Raw genomic sequence first — 15748 nt, 5'->3', positions numbered from 1 at the left:
AGCAGGTCGAGGGCTGGCAGGACATGCCCCTGACCGAAGCCGCCCAGAAGGTCCAGGTGTCGGCCTACCCGTTCCACTACGCCCAGTGGGAAACCCAGGCCGCCGACCTCGTCGCCGAGCACTGGACCAGCTGACCCCACCCGCACCACCCACAACAAACCCCCACAGACCTGACCCACACAAGGGGGAAAGAAACTGTTGGCCGGCACCCGAACCGGGTGCCGGCCAACAGTCGTCTCCGGATGTCCTGGAGTCTAACTACTGCCCTCTGCGCCCATCGATGCACTCGCGGAGAAGGTCGGCATGGCCAAGGTGGCGGGCGTACTCCTCGACCAGGTGGACCAGGACTTCCCGTAGCTCCACATCGCCTTCCCCCCGGGCGTCCAGCTCCGTTCGGGCGACGAACTCGTCGGCAGCATCGCACTGCCGTTGCCATTCCTGGAATGTTGCCTCGACGTCGGAATCCGTGGGCATCGGAAAGGTGAACTCTTCGCTGTGCACCCCGTTGGGGCGGAAGGGGCGAGGACCGCTGTCGCCCTGCATCACCCGCTGAAACCACCCGTGCTCGACCGCGGCCAGGTGCCGAACGAGCCCCAGCAGCGTCAGCTCCGACGGAGGCACCACAGGGCTCGCAAGCTGCTCCGGTGTCAGCCCCGCACATTTGAGCCGCAGCGTCTGCCGCTGAAAATCCAGGTAGCGGAGGAGCACGTCCCGCTCGCCGTGGACGGTGCCCTGGTCCCGCGGGTCCTGCGCGGGCGGGACGAACATGTTCTGCCAGCCGAAGCCCTTGCCCTCCCACTGATCTGTCATGAATGGAGTCTGCTCGACCGACCAGGGGCCGGGTAACAGCGCCTGCCAGGCCGTCCGGAGTGGCCAGGCCCGGGATGCCGAGCGCTCGCTTTCGGCTCGACGTGATCGCGGGCCCCACCTGGGTCACCGTCCGGAGACCGCGCGCTCGATGAGGGTCGCGGCGCCGGGCCCGGAGAGCTCGTCGGGCGCAACCGGCCGACCGGAGACCGCGAGCAGGAGAGCGAGAGTCGTGCCCCGCACCTCAGGGCCAACTCCGCTGTCGACGGCAGCGTCCGAGCTGACCAGTCGCAGCCCACTCGCGCGCTCCTTGCCACCGCCCAGCTGCGCCGTCGTCCGTAGTTGGAAGGTGAGTGCCGCCGCCACTTGCTCGACCGGGTACTCACCGCTGAGCCCAACTGCCCGTCGGATGTCCTCGCCGTGGACGAACGCCTCGACGAGACGGGTGACGATCGCGGCCGGTGGGGTGCTCGTGCGGGTCACGACCGCGCGGAGGGCGGCGAGGGTGTCCAACGGGTCCGTGCGCCGTTCGCGGGCGAGACCCACCGCGTTCTGGCGGTCGAAGTCGAAACGGGCGGTGATCATGTCTCGAACGAAGCGGACCCGCGTCGTCTTCGCGGTGTCGACCAGGTGGGCCACGACGTCGTGGACGTCCCACCCGGGGCAGGCAGTCGGGGTAGCCCACTGCTCGGGCCCCAGGGTCTCCAGGCTACGCACGAGGGCCGCGCGCTCGTGGTGAACGACAGTCCACACCGCGGCATGCCGGCTGTTCATGCCGCCATCCAAGCAGCAGGGACTGACACTGCGGGGTGGGCGCGCGGTTCTGGCGGCCGGCGAAGCTGAGGCGTGCGCGCCGGCCACCCCGGCCGTGGGGATGGCCGGCGGGGTGTCAGCGCCCCACGGTCACCTGCTCGCCGACGGCAACGACCTGATCCGGGGTCATGAAACGCGGCGCCTGCAGGTTGAACGCCGAGCCGTCGGCCAGTGGGACCTGGAGAAACCAGATCTCGTCGGCCCGGACGAGGTGGGCCGCCCGGTCGTTGACCTCGACCCTACCCACCTCCTGGGCTCCCACAACGGTGCCCAGGAGGTCCGACGAGGCCTCCCCGACCACCTGCACTGACATCGTGGCGTCCGAGTTCTCGTCCTTCAGGGTGAGGATCGTGTCTCCCTTGAAGGCGAACACGTCCCAGCCCGCCGGCGCGAGGTGGACCTGCAACGGCACCTCCTGTGGCCGCTCGACAACCGTGTCCGCGAGGGCCAGGACGGCTGCCCCGGTGCCGAACCGGCCCTGGCCGGTGACCCGCACCCACTGGCCCGGCTCCCGCTCCCAGCTCACGGACACATATTTGGACCCGTTCTGCGGACGATTTTCCGACAACTCGCCGGGTTGGCCGTGCACGGTCACCGGTCTGGTGCTCCCGAGCGACTCGGGTCGCCGGTCATAGACGCTCAGGTAGACATCGCTCTCCCCAGCCGTATCCTGGTGCACCGCGAGGAACCGGCTGTCGTGGAGGCTGAACGACGGGGCTTTCAGCCCGGCCGGCATCGGATCGAGGGCGAGCGGGAAGACCGGCATCTGGAACGCGACGAGGGTGACGGCGGTCGGCGTTCGGTCCGGCGACTGCTCGGCGGAGTTCACACCGCCGACCACCACCGAAACCACGAAGAGCGCACTGGCCGCTATGACAGTCATGGCCAGTACCCGGGCCCGCTGAATGCCGTGCTGGCGGTGCAGTCCCGCCCGCCGCTGCCGGGGTTCGGTCGCCGCCCCGGCGATCTCGGTCAGCAGCCGGTGGCGGGCAGAGTTCAGCACGCTCTCGGTGGCAGGCGCCGAATCGGGACCGTGTTGCTGGAGCAGAGTGATCTCGTTCATGCGCGTTCCTCGCTGGTGATAGTGACGCTGAGGGCCGCACGAGTCACCCGTCGCGCCCGGTTCAGGCGGGAGCGAACGGTGCCGACGGGGATGTCCAGCACCGCCGCGATCTCGTTGTACGACAGCTCCGCCCACGCGGACAGGAGCAGGACGTCCCGGTCGCCCCGCTTGAGTGCGGCCAGCGCGGCGGCCAGGTCCCGGCGCAGTGCCTGGGCCTCCAGCCGCCCGAGCGCATCGTCGGTGGCGTACGCCTCGCCACTGGGATCCGCTGGGACCCGGGCCAGGGCCCGGTACCGCCGCTTCTCCTGACGCGCGTGTCGGCGCAGCACGTTGGTGGCGATGCCGAACAGCCAGGGGCGTACGTCGACGTGCAGCTTCCGGTACGTCGCTCGTCGGCGGAACGCGATCAGGAACGTCTCGGCCAACAGGTCGTCGGCGTCCGACCCGATCCGCCGGGCCAGATACCGGTGTACGGCGCTGGCGTGCCGGTCGAACAGCGGCCCGAACCGCTCCGCCACCAGCAGGGACTGCTTGATCAGCACCTCGTCGGGGGGCTGGTCGATCGGGGAGCCGTCCGGCACCTCGTCGGGGGCATGGTCGGCCGGGGGGCCGTCGGCGGGCGACGATCTGCCAGCCGCAGGGCTCCCCGGTTCACGTTGACGGGCTTGCAACCCTGGTTTGGTGGTCACACTTCCTCATGCCCGGTCGCCGTCCTGGGGTTCACGCCGCCCGCGTCTCACTCGCCGCCGTTGGTGGCGTGCCTCAGGGTCGCCGACGGACACGCCGGGGTGAGGCTCTCATCAGGTACTGGACCAAAACTTGCGTCTCAAGCCGCTCGAGGTTGCAAGGTGAGCCTCATGGACATGAACAAGCTGTACCCAATCGGCAATGTCGCCCGGCGGACCGGCCTGAGCATCAGCGCCGTCCGGTACTACGCGGACGTCGGTGTCGTCACGCCCTCCGCCAGCAACCCGGCCGGCCACCGCCTGTACGACGTGTCGGCCATCGCTCGGCTGGAACTGGTCCGGACGCTACGGGAGCTCGGTGCCGGCCTGGACGAAATCCGGCGGGTGCTGGCCGGTGAGGCGACGTTGCGCGAGTTGGCCGCCACCCACCTGGCCCTGTTGGAGCGACAGGAGGCGGGGCTGCGCAGGCGGCGCGCGGTGCTGTCGACGATCCTCAGACAGGACTCCACGGCCGAGCAGGTACTGCTGATGCACAAGCTGGTTGGATTGTCGGACGAGGAGCGCCACCAGTTGATCGACGAGTTCTGGACCGAGGTCTGCACCGGTTGGGAGCCGCCGGAACGAATGACTGAGTGGTGGCGGGCGGCGCGGCCGGAACTGCCCGACTATCCCGCCACGGCCCAGTTGGAGGCGTGGATCGAGTTGGCTGAGCTGGTCCAGGACAACGAGGCGCGGCAGGCCGTACGCCGTCAGCTGTACGAGGCATGCACCACCGGGGCCGGGCCACTGATGACCTCGTCGCCGATGCTGGACAGCCTGGAAGCGGCCACGCCGATCAGTCAGGCCGCGATGGACGCGTCGCGAGAGCAGGTGCCACCGGACTCGCCGCGGGGGCGGGAGATCGCCGACCAATGGATCGGGTGGTTGTCCGGTGTCTTCGCAACGCCGGACAGCCCCGAGTCACCGGATACTCCCGAGTTCCGGATCCAGGCGGCTGACCACATGCTGGCGGGCGCGGAGTGGGACCGCACGCCTCCGCAGCCGGAGGGACCGTATGACCGATACATGGCACTGGTCGAGACCGTGAACAACGCGCCGCAGGAGCAGTTCCCGTGGGAGTGGCTAGCCGCGGCGCTGCGCGCATCCGCCCTGCCGCACTGACGCTGCACGGCCCGGGGTCGTGCCGGTATTCAGCCGGAGTTGCCGGCGAGGCTGATCCAGTGGCTGGCTGCGTGTTACTCGCTCAGAACAAGACGGTGGCCAGGGTGCCCACCGGGCGGAAGCCGCAGCGCTCATAGACCCGCCGGGCGGCTTGGTTGAAGTCGTTGACGTAGAGGCTCACCGTGGGCGCGAAGCGGTGCAGCGCGTCGCGGACGACGGCGGCCATCGCCGCAGCGGCGATCCCCCGACCCCGCCACTCGGGGGCCACCCAGACCCCCTGCACCTGGGCGGTGCGCCGGGTCACCACCGCCAGCTCGGCCTTGAAGACGACCTCGCCGTCGACGAAGCGGACGTAGGCCCGACCGGACCGAACCAGGTCCTGGACCCGACGGTAGTAGCCGCGCCCGGCGTCCTCGGACAGCGGCGAGACACCGACCTCCTCGGTGTACATGGCCACGGCGGCCGGGAAGAGCCGGTCCACCTCGCCGCGGCGGACGTGGCGCACCTGTGGGTCCGGGGCCACCGCGGGCACGGTGTCGGTGGCGAGCAACGGCTGGTTGGGGCGGACGTCGCGGGCCGGGCCCCAGGTCGAGGCGAGCCGCTCCCAGAGGCCGAGCACCGCGTCCGCCCGGCCGACGATCGACGAGCAGAGCCGCTCCTGCCCGGCGAGTAGGTCGGCGTAGGCGGCGATGGCCGGCTCGGTCGCGAGCACCGGGGTGAGGTTGCCGCCCAGCCAGCAGACGGATTCCAGACTTCGACGGGGGCCGTAGCCGAGGACGCGTCCCTCGGACCGCCACCAGCCGAGCCCGCGCGCGGCGACCCGCTCGGCGACCTGTGCGCCCGCGTACGGGTCGAGGTCGAGCAGTTGCTCGACTGCGCGACGCTCCGAATCCCCGAGTTGCCGTACCGGCGTCGTCAGCACGGTTCTCAGCCTGCCAGATCGGCGGAGTCGGTGTTGGCCGACCGGCCCACCCGGTGCTCGACTGCTGGAACTCCGACTCAATCGTCGCATGACTAGTCGTCAACACATTGGCGATATATCGTCGATGCATTGAGGAAGTGCGATGAGGAGGTCCGATGGGGTTTCACCGACGGATGCACGCACCGCCCGAGCTCCGAATGCGGGGCTTCGGCTTCCCGCCCTACCCGCCCGGCGGGCCGCACGGCCATCGCGGACCCTGGCGTGGTGGCCGTGGTCGCCGGCCGAACGTCCGCAACGCCGTGCTGGCCCTGCTGACCGAGCGACCGATGCACGGCTACGAGATGATTCAGGAGATCGACTCCCGCACCGGCGGGGCGTGGCGACCGAGCCCCGGTTCGGTCTACCCGACCCTCCAACTCCTCGAAGACGAAGGGGTCATCGTCTCCATCGCGGAAGGCGGCGGTCGCAAACGGTTCACCCTCACCCCGCAGGGCGAGCCGGAGGCCGCCGAGTCAGCCCGCACGCCGCCCTGGGCCGAGGTCGCCGACACCACGGTGGCCAACTGGCACCAGGTCCGGGAGGCCGGCACGCAGGTGATGTACGCCCTCCGGCAGGTCCTGACGACCGGCACCGACGACCAGCGGGAACGGGCCGCCCAGGTGCTCGGCGAGACCCGCCGCAAGCTGTACGCGATCCTCGCCGAGTCGGAGTAGACGCACCAGACTGGCCGGTAGTCACCTCGATGAGCATGGACCAAGACCGATCGCTGGTCCCGGCGATCCGGGTCCGGCGCGACAGAGCCACGCCGGACCCGAAGGGGTGTCAGCCGCTCGGCTGCTGGATCTTGGCGAGGGTCAGGACATCTCCACGCAACCCCCAGCCGCCATCAACCACCTCGTCAACGAGGACCATGGTGTTGTCCCGTACGGCATCTCCAAACACATCGACGTAGAGGTCGGTGACCTTGGCAACCAGGGTCTCCTTCTGTTTGGCTGAAAGCGTGCCGGCGGGGACCTTCAGATTGGCGAATGGCACTTCCTACTCCTAGGGTTCTCGTTACCCGGTCAGCGGCTGCTTCCGGGGGTCAACAGGTCAGCCAGGCCGATGCGGCCAAGGAACTCGGCCCGGATCCGGTCGGCCACCGTCGAAACGATGTCGCTGCCGTCGCGGCTCGGATCGATGTGGGTGCGGAAGGGCCGGGTGCCGGCGGGCCGGTCGACGATGCCGGTGATCGCCCGAGCCACTTCGGCGACATCGGTGTCCGGCGGCATCAGTGCGCTGAGCCTGGGGGCGAGATCGGCGATGTCGTTGCCGTACCTCTGGTCGTAGGCGGCGCTACGGGCGGTGTCGGCCGGACCGCCGGCATGAGCAAAGTGGTTGGTGCCGCCGGGGAACGCGCCGGGGACGACGATCGCCGTCTCGACACCGAACCGGATGATCTCGGCCGCGTAGCTGACCGCCAGGGCGTCCATCGCCGCTTTCGCGGCGAAGTAGGGGCCGACGAACGGCGGTGTCCCGCCGCGGGTGCTCGACGAGCCGACCCACACCAGCAGGCCCGAGCCCTGCTCGCGGAGGTGCGGAAGGGCCGCCCGATTCACCCGCTGGGCGCCCAGCACGTTCACGTCGTACAGGTCGGCCAGTTGCTCCGGTGTGAATGCCTCGGCCGGACCGACAACCATGTGACCGGCGTTGTGCACCACCACATCGAGCCCGCCCGCGGCGGTGACAACACGGGCGACCGCGGTGTCGACCGACTCCGGCGAGGTCACGTCGAGCTCCACCGCCCGTAGCCGCACACCGCGGTCGGCTGCGTACTGGTGGAGTTGTGCCACGGCCTCGACGTTACGGCTGGCCGTCGCACGGACTCCCGCATAGACGGTGTGCCCAGCGTCGGCGAGGGCACGCACGGTGAGTGCACCGATACCGCTGGAAGCTCCGGTGACCAGGATCCTGTTTTCCATTGTCACTGCTCCTAGACGATGCCGCCGTTGGCCCGAATGACCTGGCCGTTGATCCAGTGACCGGGCCCGGCCAGGAAGGCGACGACCTCGGCCGCGTCCTCCGGAGTGCCGAGGCGCTCCAGCGGTGGCTGGGCCGCCAGGCGGGCGATCGTGGCCTCGTCCTTGCCCTGAAGAAACAGTTCGGTCGCAGTCGGGCCGGGCGCGACCGCGTTGACGGTGATGTTCCGACCGCGCAGTTCCCGAGCCAGGATCAGCGTCAACGCCTCCACGGCACCCTTACTCGCGCTGTAGGCCCCGTACTCGGGGAAGGCCAGCCCGACGACGGAACTGGAAAAGGTGATCACCGCACCACCGTCGCGAACCCGCCGGGCGGCCTGCTGCGCCACCACGAACGTGCCACGGATGTTCGTCCGGTGCATGTCGTCGAGCTCGGCCAGATCAAGATCGGCAATCGGGGACAGGCGCATCCGCGCTGCCGCGTGCACGACCACGTCGACTCCGCCGAACCTGTTCTCGGCCGTATCGAATACGGCATCCACCGCCTGCTCGTCAGCCACGTCCACGCCGACAGCGACCGCGGCTCCACCGCTCGCGGTAATCTCCTCGACGACCGTATCCGCGGCGTCCCGGTTTGCCGTGTAGCCAACGACGACGGCGAACCCGTCCTCGGCCAGCCGCACGGCGGCCCGGCTTCCGATACCGCCCGAACCTCCGGTCACGAGGGCCACGCGGGCACCGACCGCCTCACCCGTGCTAGTTGCCATGTCCGTTCCTCTTTCTCTCCACCCACGAGCCGGGGCCGAGGGTCGGGGAGACCGGTCAGCGCCGGCCCGTCGCGTACGTCCTCTACCGTGCTCTAGCACGCGAAACGGAACCAGGTGCCCGTTACCCGGGGGTTGCCGTCCCCTGGCTAACCCCCGGGTGCAGGGTCAGACTGAACAGGTGAACACTGCTGAACTGGGCGTCTTCCTGCGGACCCGGCGGGCGCGGATCACCCCTGCCGAGGTGGGTTTGCCGGCCGGGCCCCGTCGGCGGGTGCCCGGACTGCGCCGCGACGAGGTCGCCCACCTCGCTGGTGCGTCAGTGGACTACTACGTCGAGCTCGAACGCGGTCGCGGCGCGCAGCCGTCGCCCCAGATGCTTGCCGCGCTGGCGCGGGCGTTGCGGCTGGACGCCGACGAACGCGACTACCTGTTCCACCTCGCGGGCCGACCGGCTCCAGCCACCGGTGGCGGGACCGAACACGTGCCACCGGCGCTGCTCGCGCTGCTGGACCGGCTGGACACCACACCGGCGCAGATCATCACCGACCTGCACGAGACCGTCGTGCAAAATCCGCTCGCGGTGGCGCTCCTGGGACGCCAGCCCGCCGCCACCGGCCCGGCCGCCAGCCTCGTCTACCGCTGGTTCACCGATCCACGTAGCCGATCCATCTACCCGCCCGAGGACCATCCGCATCATTCCAGGGTCCTCGTCGCGGATCTGCGGGCCGCGGTCGCCCGCCGCCATCACGACCAGCGGGCCACCGACATGGTCACCCGCCTCCGGCGAAGCAGTCCCGACTTTGCCGCCCTCTGGGACACCGGCGACGTGGCCGTCCGCCGGGGTGAACGCAAACGTATCGTCCATCCCACCCTGGGTGTGATCGACGTGAACTGCCAGAACCTGCTCAGCGAGGATGGTCGGCAACGCCTGTTGTTCTTCACCGCGCCGGCCGGCAGTCCCGCCGTCGAGCAGCTGCGACTGCTCGCCGTCATCGGTGTCCAGGACCTCGTCGGGGGTGTTCCCGACCTCGTCGGGCACCCGCCCGCGCCCGCCGACACCTGAGAGCCCTCCGCCCCGAAGGGCCGATCAGTGCACGGTCACGGTGGCACCGCCGGCCAGGCTCCGCAGCTCCTCGGGGAGCTCGGCGCCCATCTCCTCGGCGAGGCGGAGCGCCTCCTCGATGAGGGTCTCCACGATCTGACCCTCCGGGACGGTCTTGATGACCTGGCCCTTGACGAAGATCTGGCCCTTGCCGTTGCCGGATGCCACCCCCAGGTCTGCCTCCCGGGCCTCACCGGGGCCGTTGACGACGCAGCCCATCACGGCGACCCGCAGCGGCACCGGCAGCCCCTCCAGGCCGGCGGTGACCTCCTCGGCGAGCTTGTACACGTCGACCTGGGCCCGGCCGCAGGACGGGCAGGAAACGATCTCCAGACCGCGCTCGCGCAGGCCGAGTGACTCCAGGATCGCGGCGCCGACCTTGATCTCCTCCACCGGTGGGGCGGAGAGCGACACCCGGATCGTGTCCCCGATCCCCTCGGCGAGCAGCGCGCCGAAAGCCACCGCCGACTTGATCGTGCCCTGGAACGCCGGCCCGGCCTCGGTGACTCCGAGGTGCAGCGGGTAGTCGCACGCCTCGGCGAGCTGTCGGTAGGCCCGGACCATCACCACCGGGTCGTTGTGCTTCACCGAGATCTTGATGTCCCGGAAGCCGTGCTCCTCGAAGAGCGAGCACTCCCACAGCGCCGACTCGACCAGCGCCTCCGCGGTCGCCTTACCGTGCTTGGCCAGCAGCCGCTTGTCCAGCGAGCCGGCGTTCACGCCGATCCGAATCGGTACGCCCGCGTCGCCGGCGGCCTTCGCGATCTCCTTGACCTTGTCGTCGAACTGCCGGATGTTGCCCGGGTTCACCCGCACCGCCGCGCAGCCCGCCTCGATCGCGGCGAAGACGTACCGGGGTTGGAAGTGGATGTCGGCGATCACCGGGAGCTGCGACTTGCGGGCGATCGCCGGCAGCGCCTCGACGTCGTCCTGGCTGGGTACGGCGACCCGGACGATCTGGCAGCCGGCGGCGGTCAGCTCGGCGATCTGCTGGAGCGTGGCGTTCACGTCGGCGGTGAGCGTGGTGGTCATCGACTGCACCGACACCGGTGCGCCCCCACCGACCGGCACCGAACCGACCATGATCTTGCGGCTCGTGCGACGGGGCGCGAGCGGCGGCGGCGGTACAGCGGGGATACCGAGACTGACAGCGGTCACTTCAGGCACTCACCTTGTGAAGAGCGTGATCGGGTTGACGACGTCCGCGGTGACGGTCAGCAGCATGAACGCGCCGCCGATCAGGATCACCGCGTACGTCACGGGCATCAGCTTGAGATAGTCGACCCGGCCGGGGTCGGGGCGGCGCAGCCCGACGTAGACCCAGGAGCGGGCCCGCTCGAACCAGGCGATGGCGATGTGGCCGCCGTCCAGGGGCAGCAGCGGCAGCAGGTTGAACACGCCGATGAAGAAGTTCAGCGAGACGAAGAGCATGAAGAAGAGCAGCCAGGCGTCGTTCTCCACCGCCTCGCCGCCGATCCGGCTCGCGCCGACCACGCTGATCGGGGTGTCCACGTCCCGCTCGCCACCGGTGATCGCCGTCCAGAGCGCCGGGACCTTCTGCGGGATCTGCTTCATCGCCTCGTACGTGTTCACCGCCATGGTGCCGGTGAACTCGGCGGTGCCGCCGATGGCGCCGATCGGACCGTACTCGATCCGGCTGGGGGTGCTGGGGATGAGCCCGACGCCGAGCGCGGCGACCGGCCCGACGGTGCCCTCCGGGTCGTCCAGCGGCGGGCGTTGGGTCTGCCCGAGCGTCACGGTGGTGCTGCCCGGCTGGTCGTCTCGCAGATACTCGACCTGCGCCGGCTGCCCCGGCTGCTGGGCACGCAGGGCGACGAGCAGGTCACCGTAGTTCGTGACGGGGGTGCCGTTGACCGCGGTGATCTCGTCGCCGTCGCGCAGCTCGCCCTGCGCGGCCGGGCTGGCCGGGTCGGCGTCGGTGCAGGCCCGGGCCTCGTTCTCCGGGACGACGCAGTTGGCGAGTTGGATGACCGCCGGCTCCTGCCGGACCTGCGCCAGGGTGCTCGGGAAGTTCGGGTTGGGCAGACCGGCGGTGATCGCGATGATCCAGAGCGCGATCAGGGCCAGCGCGAAGTGCGTGATCGAGCCGGCGGACATCACGATCGTCCGCTTCCAGACCGGGAACCGCCACATCGCCCGCGGCTGGTCGGCCGGGTCGACGTCGTCGTCCTGCGGGGTCATCCCGACGATCTTGCAGAAGCCGCCGAGCGGGATGCCCTTGAGGCCGTACTCCGTCTCGCCCCGCCTGAACGACCAGAGGGTCGGCCCGAAGCCGACGAAGTAGCGGGTCACCTTCATGCCGAAGGCCTTCGCCGTCAGCAGGTGCCCCGCTTCGTGCAGACTCACCGAGATCAGGATGGCGAGGGCGAAGAGCGTCACCCCGAGCAGGTAGGCCATCAAGCTCCTTCCACTGACTTCTCGATGATTGTCTGCGCGTGCCCGCGCGCCCACGACTCGGCCGCGAGCACGTCCTCGACGGTACCTGGTTCGCCGAAGTCAGGAGCCTCGGCCAGCACCTGCTCCAGGGTGTCGACGATGCCGAGGAAGGGCAGCCGTCCGGCGACGAACGCCGCCACGCACTCCTCGTTGGCCGCGTTGTAGATCGCCGGTCGGCAGCACCCGGCCTCGCCGGCTGCCTTGGCGAGCGCGACCGCCGGGAACGCCTCGTCATCCAGCGGCGTGAACTCCCAGGTGTGGCTGGTTGTCCAGTCAACGGCGGGGGAGGCGTCGGCGACCCGGTCCGGCCAGCCGAGGCCGAGCGCGATCGGCAGCCGCATGTCCGGCGGGCTGGCCTGGGCGATGGTGGAGCCGTCCACGAACTCGACCATCGAGTGAATCACCGAGGTCGGGTGGACCAGCACGGTGATGTCGGCGTATGGCACGTCGAAGAGCTCGTGCGCCTCGATCACCTCCAGCGCCTTGTTGACCATCGTGGCGGAGTTGATCGTGACGACCGGCCCCATGTTCCAGGTCGGGTGGGCGAGCGCCTGCTCCGGGGTGACCTGGGTCAACTCGTCGCGCCGCCGCCCCCGGAACGGGCCGCCGCTGGCGGTGACCAGCAACCGGCGTACCTCGGGGCGGGACCCGGAGCGCAGACACTGGGCGAGCGCGGTGTGCTCGGAGTCGACCGGGACGATCTGCCCCGGCCGGGTCATCGCGGCCCGTACCAGGGGGCCGCCGGCGACCAGCGACTCCTTGTTGGCCAGGGCGAGGGTCCGCCCGGCGCGCAGCGCGGCCAGGGTCGGCGCGAGCCCGAGCGAGCCGACCACCCCGTTGAGCACCACGTCGCCACGCCACTGGGCCAGCTCCGTCATCGCGTCCGGCCCGGCGATGATCTTCGGCAGCTTGACCTCGCCCCGGTCCCAGCCGCGGCGGCTCGCCTCCGCGTAGAAGGCGAGCTGGAGATCCTGCGCGGCGGACGCGCGCGCCACGCCGACCGCCTCCACACCGAGCTCCAGGGCCTGCGCGGCGAGCAACCCGACGTTACCGCCGCCGGCGCCGAGCGCCACCACCCGGAACCGGTCCGGGTTACGGCGCACGATGTCGATGGCCTGGGTGCCGATCGAACCGGTGGAGCCGAGCAGCACGACGTCGCGGGGAGAAGTCACCCCGCCATTGTTCCCCAGCCGGTGAAGCGCCCGCCGGGAGCCTCAGCCGATCCGCCGAAAGCCGGTGCCGGCACCCCGCCGACACCGGCCAACCGCAGCTCAGAGCTGGTGGTCGCGCTCACCAGCCGGGACGGCGGCGACGAACCGGGCCCAGGCCGCCGAGCCGAAGCTCAGCGCCGGACCCGGCCGGTCCTTGCTGTCCCGTACGCCGACAACGCCGTCTCGTACGCCGATAGCGCTACTCCGTGCGCCGGCCGGGGCGGCGAACGCCGCCACCTCGACGCAGTCACCCTCGCCACCGGACCGGGACGACTTACGCCACACACCGTCACGCCTCATCGGTCATCTCCCTCGCAATCGCCGCGATCAACTCACGGGACTCGGCGACACCCCGCGTTCGCTCGCTGAGCGAACGCCAGGCGTCCTCGTAGATCTGGATCTCGTGGGGCTTGTCAAGGTAGACCGCCCCGCACGGCCCGTCCGTGTAGATGGTGGTCGGCTCCGGCTCCCGCACGTCGGTCGGAAACTCCAGCATGGTGAAGGTGCCCACCTGCGCCCAGCGGAACACCCCGGCGCTCAGCGGCAGCACCCGGAGGCCGACGTTGTGCCGCTCCCCGGTGACGAGCAGTGCCTCGAGTTGGCGCACCATCGCCGACCGGTCGCGCAGCGGCCGTCGTAGCACCGCCTCGTTCAGGACCACCTCAAGCTGGGGTGCCCGGGGGATCGCCCGCGTCAACAACCGCTGCCGGTGCAGGCGGACCTCCACCTTCGCCTGACGCTCCGCCGCGCTGAGCTGCGGATGATCGGTGGCGATCACCTCGGTCATGTACTCCACGGTCTGCAACAGCCCAGGAACCAGGTCCACCTCGTACTTTCGGATCCGGGTCGCGGCGGCTTCCAGGCCGACGTACAGCTTGAACCAGTCCTTGATCGCCGAGCCGTAACTGTGCCACCAGCCGTGCGCCTTGGTCTCCCGGGCCAGCGCCCGCATCGTCTCGATCGTCTCCCGGGCCGCCCCGTAGACCCGGCACATGGCCTCCACATCGTTGGGGTGCATGGGGACCTGGCCGGTCTCGTACCGCCAGATCCGGGGCGCCGACCACTCCAGTTCCTTCGCGGCGGCCGACACCGTGACGTACGCGTTTTCTCGAAGCTCTCTCAGATATCTCCCGAGTTGCCTACGCGGAACGGTGCTCCCCGAGTCGTCCACGCCATCTCCTTTACTGTCGTCGCGTTAGGCACCTCATCCCCTGGTCCGCATCCTCCCGCGAGACATTGCATCAAGCCAGGGTTGCAATAAATCTTGTCTGGGACTGGCCAAATATTGTTCGGTCGCCCCGGGGCGGGCGCCACCCTCCACCTCATCCAGGCGCCCGCCCCGGCCTCGACAGCAACCAGCGGGAGCACCCAGGGAGACCATCGGCGATGGTTCGGTCGCGGGCCCGAAGGCGACCCAGTGATGATCTACCCGAGCGAGGACCGGCTGCGCTGCCACCACACCGACGCGCCACCCGCCGGGTCCTCCCCTGCCCACCACACTCAGCAACCAGGAAGATGCGGTTGACCTGGCCATGGCGCTCCGCGACTCCCTCGCCCAAGCAATTTGGCGTGGAGCAATAGAACTCGCTATCGCAACATAATCGACAATGCCCACACATCGCCTACCGAGGCCGCACCCCGCGTTGGTTGCTCCGGACCTGGCGCCACCGGCAGGAATGTCGGTGGCGCCGGGCAATCCTGCGCCATGGAAGGCGCCCCGGAAACAACACCCACCCGAAAGCTGAGTTGTTATTTGTGTCGTACTGGTTAATGCTTACGGCACAGTCAGCTCTCGATTGACCAGCCCGTGTCACCGGAGGTGCCCACCATGACCCGACGCCTCTTCGTCGTCCTGGCCTTCCTCGCCGCCGCCATCCTCGTCTCGCCCGCAGCACCCGCGGCGGCTCGCGCCTGCAAATTCGGCTACGAGTGCTACACGACCTTCTACTCCAACCCGTCACACACCACCGTGGTGGGCAGCCTCCACGAGGACTGCCAGGGCGAGCCCACGATGGTCGGCACCCGCAGCGGCTTCAAGACGTTCCAGGAGTACCCCTGCCCACGCTGACCCCGCGCGGACGGAGGAGCTGATCTCAGCTCAGTAGAAGACCGTGCGGGCCAAATCGTCGGGGGCCGAGCTCGCCTCGGCGACCAGTTCCCCGGCAGCGGACCAGATGCCCGAGCGGCCGGACGTTCGGGCGAAGCCGCCACCGGTCGGACCGGCGAAAGCCGCCGTGGCAACCCAGATGCCGTGGTCCGCGGCGACCCGACGGGCCCGCTCGCCGTGCAGCTCGGCCTCGTCCTCGGCGTGGACGACTCCGGCCACGTAACCGTCGATCCCGAGCGCGGCCGTCTGCGCGGCATGCTCCGGGACGCCGGTGTCGCGGCAGACGGCGAGCCCCAGCCGCCACCCATCCACGTCGAGCACGGCCGGCTCGCCGGGGACGAAGTGGAGAGCCTCCCGCCCGTGCAGGTGGACCTTCCGGTAGGCCACCCGCGCGCCCTCCCCGTCCACCGCCAACACGCCGATACCCGGTCCCGGCACCGGGGCGCCGACGAGTGCGAGCGCCCCGGTGTCGGCACAGGCGTTGACGATGGGGGTCAGCCGTTCATCGGTGGGGGCGACCGGCAGCGCGTCCAGTTCGTAGCCGGTCAGCGACAGCTCGGGAAACACCACCACCCGCGCGTCCGCCGCCCGGACGGCCGCCGCGTGCGCCGCCGCGTTGGCCAGCACGTCGTACGCGATGCATCGCGGCTGTGCCACCGCGATGCGCAACGGCCGCCCCATCACGTCTCCCCCC

General features: G+C 70.0%; 18 protein-coding genes. 4 read left to right on the top strand and 14 right to left on the bottom strand.

Annotated elements, in window-relative coordinates:
• Window positions 1-258: 258 nt before the first annotated feature.
• From B118_RS0123035 to B118_RS0123020, 4 genes are all read right to left on the bottom strand, one after another.
• Entirely contained in the window at window positions 259-810 is a 552-nt protein-coding gene (locus B118_RS0123035; protein WP_043540719.1) for a DinB family protein, read from the bottom strand.
• A 123-nt stretch (window positions 811-933) separates the two neighbouring features.
• On the bottom strand, window positions 934-1581 hold the full coding sequence (locus tag B118_RS0123030) for a maleylpyruvate isomerase family mycothiol-dependent enzyme (protein ID WP_018220672.1): 648 nt from the start codon (window positions 1579-1581) through the stop codon (window positions 934-936).
• A 115-nt stretch (window positions 1582-1696) separates the two neighbouring features.
• Window positions 1697-2683, bottom strand: a complete 987-nt coding sequence (locus B118_RS0123025) for a hypothetical protein (RefSeq protein WP_018810799.1) — start codon at window positions 2681-2683, stop codon at window positions 1697-1699.
• On the bottom strand, window positions 2680-3264 hold the full coding sequence (locus B118_RS0123020) for an RNA polymerase sigma factor (protein ID WP_018220674.1): 585 nt from the start codon (window positions 3262-3264) through the stop codon (window positions 2680-2682). Before B118_RS0123020 ends, B118_RS0123025 begins: the two co-directional genes overlap by 4 nt.
• Before the next feature lie 276 nt (window positions 3265-3540).
• Between B118_RS0123020 and B118_RS0123015 the strand changes: the two genes are divergently transcribed.
• Complete coding sequence (locus B118_RS0123015) at window positions 3541-4530, top strand: MerR family transcriptional regulator (RefSeq protein WP_018220675.1); 990 nt, start codon at window positions 3541-3543, stop codon at window positions 4528-4530.
• A gap of 82 nt (window positions 4531-4612) precedes the next feature.
• Here the strand turns inward: B118_RS0123015 and B118_RS0123010 are convergent, their stop codons facing one another.
• Window positions 4613-5452 carry a GNAT family N-acetyltransferase gene (locus B118_RS0123010; RefSeq protein WP_018220678.1) on the bottom strand — a complete coding sequence of 280 codons (840 nt, stop codon included), beginning with the start codon at window positions 5450-5452 and terminating at the stop codon, window positions 4613-4615.
• A 155-nt stretch (window positions 5453-5607) separates the two neighbouring features.
• On the opposite strand from B118_RS0123010, the gene B118_RS0123005 reads away from it, so the two are divergent.
• Window positions 5608-6165, top strand: coding sequence for a PadR family transcriptional regulator (locus tag B118_RS0123005; RefSeq protein ID WP_018220679.1), 558 nt, complete (start codon window positions 5608-5610; stop codon window positions 6163-6165).
• Window positions 6166-6274: 109 nt separating this feature from the next.
• Here B118_RS0123005 and B118_RS0123000 read toward each other — a convergent pair whose 3' ends face one another.
• From B118_RS0123000 to B118_RS0122990, 3 genes are read right to left on the bottom strand one after another with little or no spacing between them, the layout of a single operon-like run.
• Window positions 6275-6487 carry a tautomerase family protein gene (locus B118_RS0123000; protein ID WP_018829096.1) on the bottom strand — a complete coding sequence of 71 codons (213 nt, stop codon included), beginning with the start codon at window positions 6485-6487 and terminating at the stop codon, window positions 6275-6277.
• 29 nt (window positions 6488-6516) lie between these two features.
• Window positions 6517-7413: an SDR family NAD(P)-dependent oxidoreductase gene (locus B118_RS0122995; protein WP_028193516.1), complete on the bottom strand. Its 897-nt coding sequence runs from the start codon at window positions 7411-7413 to the stop codon at window positions 6517-6519.
• 11 nt (window positions 7414-7424) lie between these two features.
• Entirely contained in the window at window positions 7425-8177 is a 753-nt protein-coding gene (locus B118_RS0122990) for an SDR family oxidoreductase (protein WP_028187946.1), read from the bottom strand.
• A gap of 178 nt (window positions 8178-8355) precedes the next feature.
• Here B118_RS0122990 and B118_RS0122985 point away from each other — a divergent pair, with 178 nt between their 5' ends.
• Window positions 8356-9240, top strand: coding sequence for an MmyB family transcriptional regulator (locus tag B118_RS0122985; protein WP_026270587.1), 885 nt, complete (start codon window positions 8356-8358; stop codon window positions 9238-9240).
• Between the two features lie 24 nt (window positions 9241-9264).
• Here B118_RS0122985 and ispG read toward each other — a convergent pair whose 3' ends face one another.
• The 5 genes from ispG to B118_RS0122960 form a co-directional block, all read right to left on the bottom strand.
• Window positions 9265-10437 carry a flavodoxin-dependent (E)-4-hydroxy-3-methylbut-2-enyl-diphosphate synthase gene (ispG, locus tag B118_RS0122980; protein ID WP_018220684.1) on the bottom strand — a complete coding sequence of 391 codons (1173 nt, stop codon included), beginning with the start codon at window positions 10435-10437 and terminating at the stop codon, window positions 9265-9267.
• Between the two features lie 9 nt (window positions 10438-10446).
• The gene (locus B118_RS0122975) at window positions 10447-11697 is read right to left on the bottom strand and encodes a M50 family metallopeptidase (RefSeq protein WP_018220685.1); all 1251 of its coding nucleotides are present in this window, start codon (window positions 11695-11697) and stop codon (window positions 10447-10449) included.
• Window positions 11697-12908 (bottom strand): 1-deoxy-D-xylulose-5-phosphate reductoisomerase, encoded by a 1212-nt coding sequence (dxr, locus tag B118_RS0122970; RefSeq protein ID WP_027646329.1) that lies wholly within the window; start codon window positions 12906-12908, stop codon window positions 11697-11699. The genes B118_RS0122975 and dxr overlap by 1 nt, the downstream gene beginning before the upstream one ends.
• Window positions 12909-13007: 99 nt before the next feature.
• Complete coding sequence (locus B118_RS0122965; protein WP_018220687.1) at window positions 13008-13232, bottom strand: DUF397 domain-containing protein; 225 nt, start codon at window positions 13230-13232, stop codon at window positions 13008-13010.
• A 4-nt stretch (window positions 13233-13236) separates the two neighbouring features.
• Window positions 13237-14118 (bottom strand): helix-turn-helix domain-containing protein, encoded by an 882-nt coding sequence (locus B118_RS0122960; RefSeq protein WP_026185335.1) that lies wholly within the window; start codon window positions 14116-14118, stop codon window positions 13237-13239.
• 657 nt (window positions 14119-14775) lie between these two features.
• On the opposite strand from B118_RS0122960, the gene B118_RS0122955 reads away from it, so the two are divergent.
• Window positions 14776-15015 carry a DUF6289 family protein gene (locus B118_RS0122955; RefSeq protein ID WP_018220689.1) on the top strand — a complete coding sequence of 80 codons (240 nt, stop codon included), beginning with the start codon at window positions 14776-14778 and terminating at the stop codon, window positions 15013-15015.
• 30 nt (window positions 15016-15045) lie between these two features.
• On the opposite strand, the gene B118_RS0122950 is transcribed toward B118_RS0122955, so the two are convergent.
• On the bottom strand, window positions 15046-15735 hold the full coding sequence (locus tag B118_RS0122950; protein WP_028193515.1) for a carbon-nitrogen hydrolase family protein: 690 nt from the start codon (window positions 15733-15735) through the stop codon (window positions 15046-15048).
• Window positions 15736-15748 lie beyond the last annotated feature (13 nt).

It is taken from the genome of Salinispora pacifica CNR114 (genome assembly GCF_000514775.1).
GTDB lineage: Bacteria > Actinomycetota > Actinomycetes > Mycobacteriales > Micromonosporaceae > Micromonospora > Micromonospora pacifica.
Note: the sequence above shows the minus strand (reverse complement) of the source record. Positions and strands in the feature narration are given on the sequence as shown.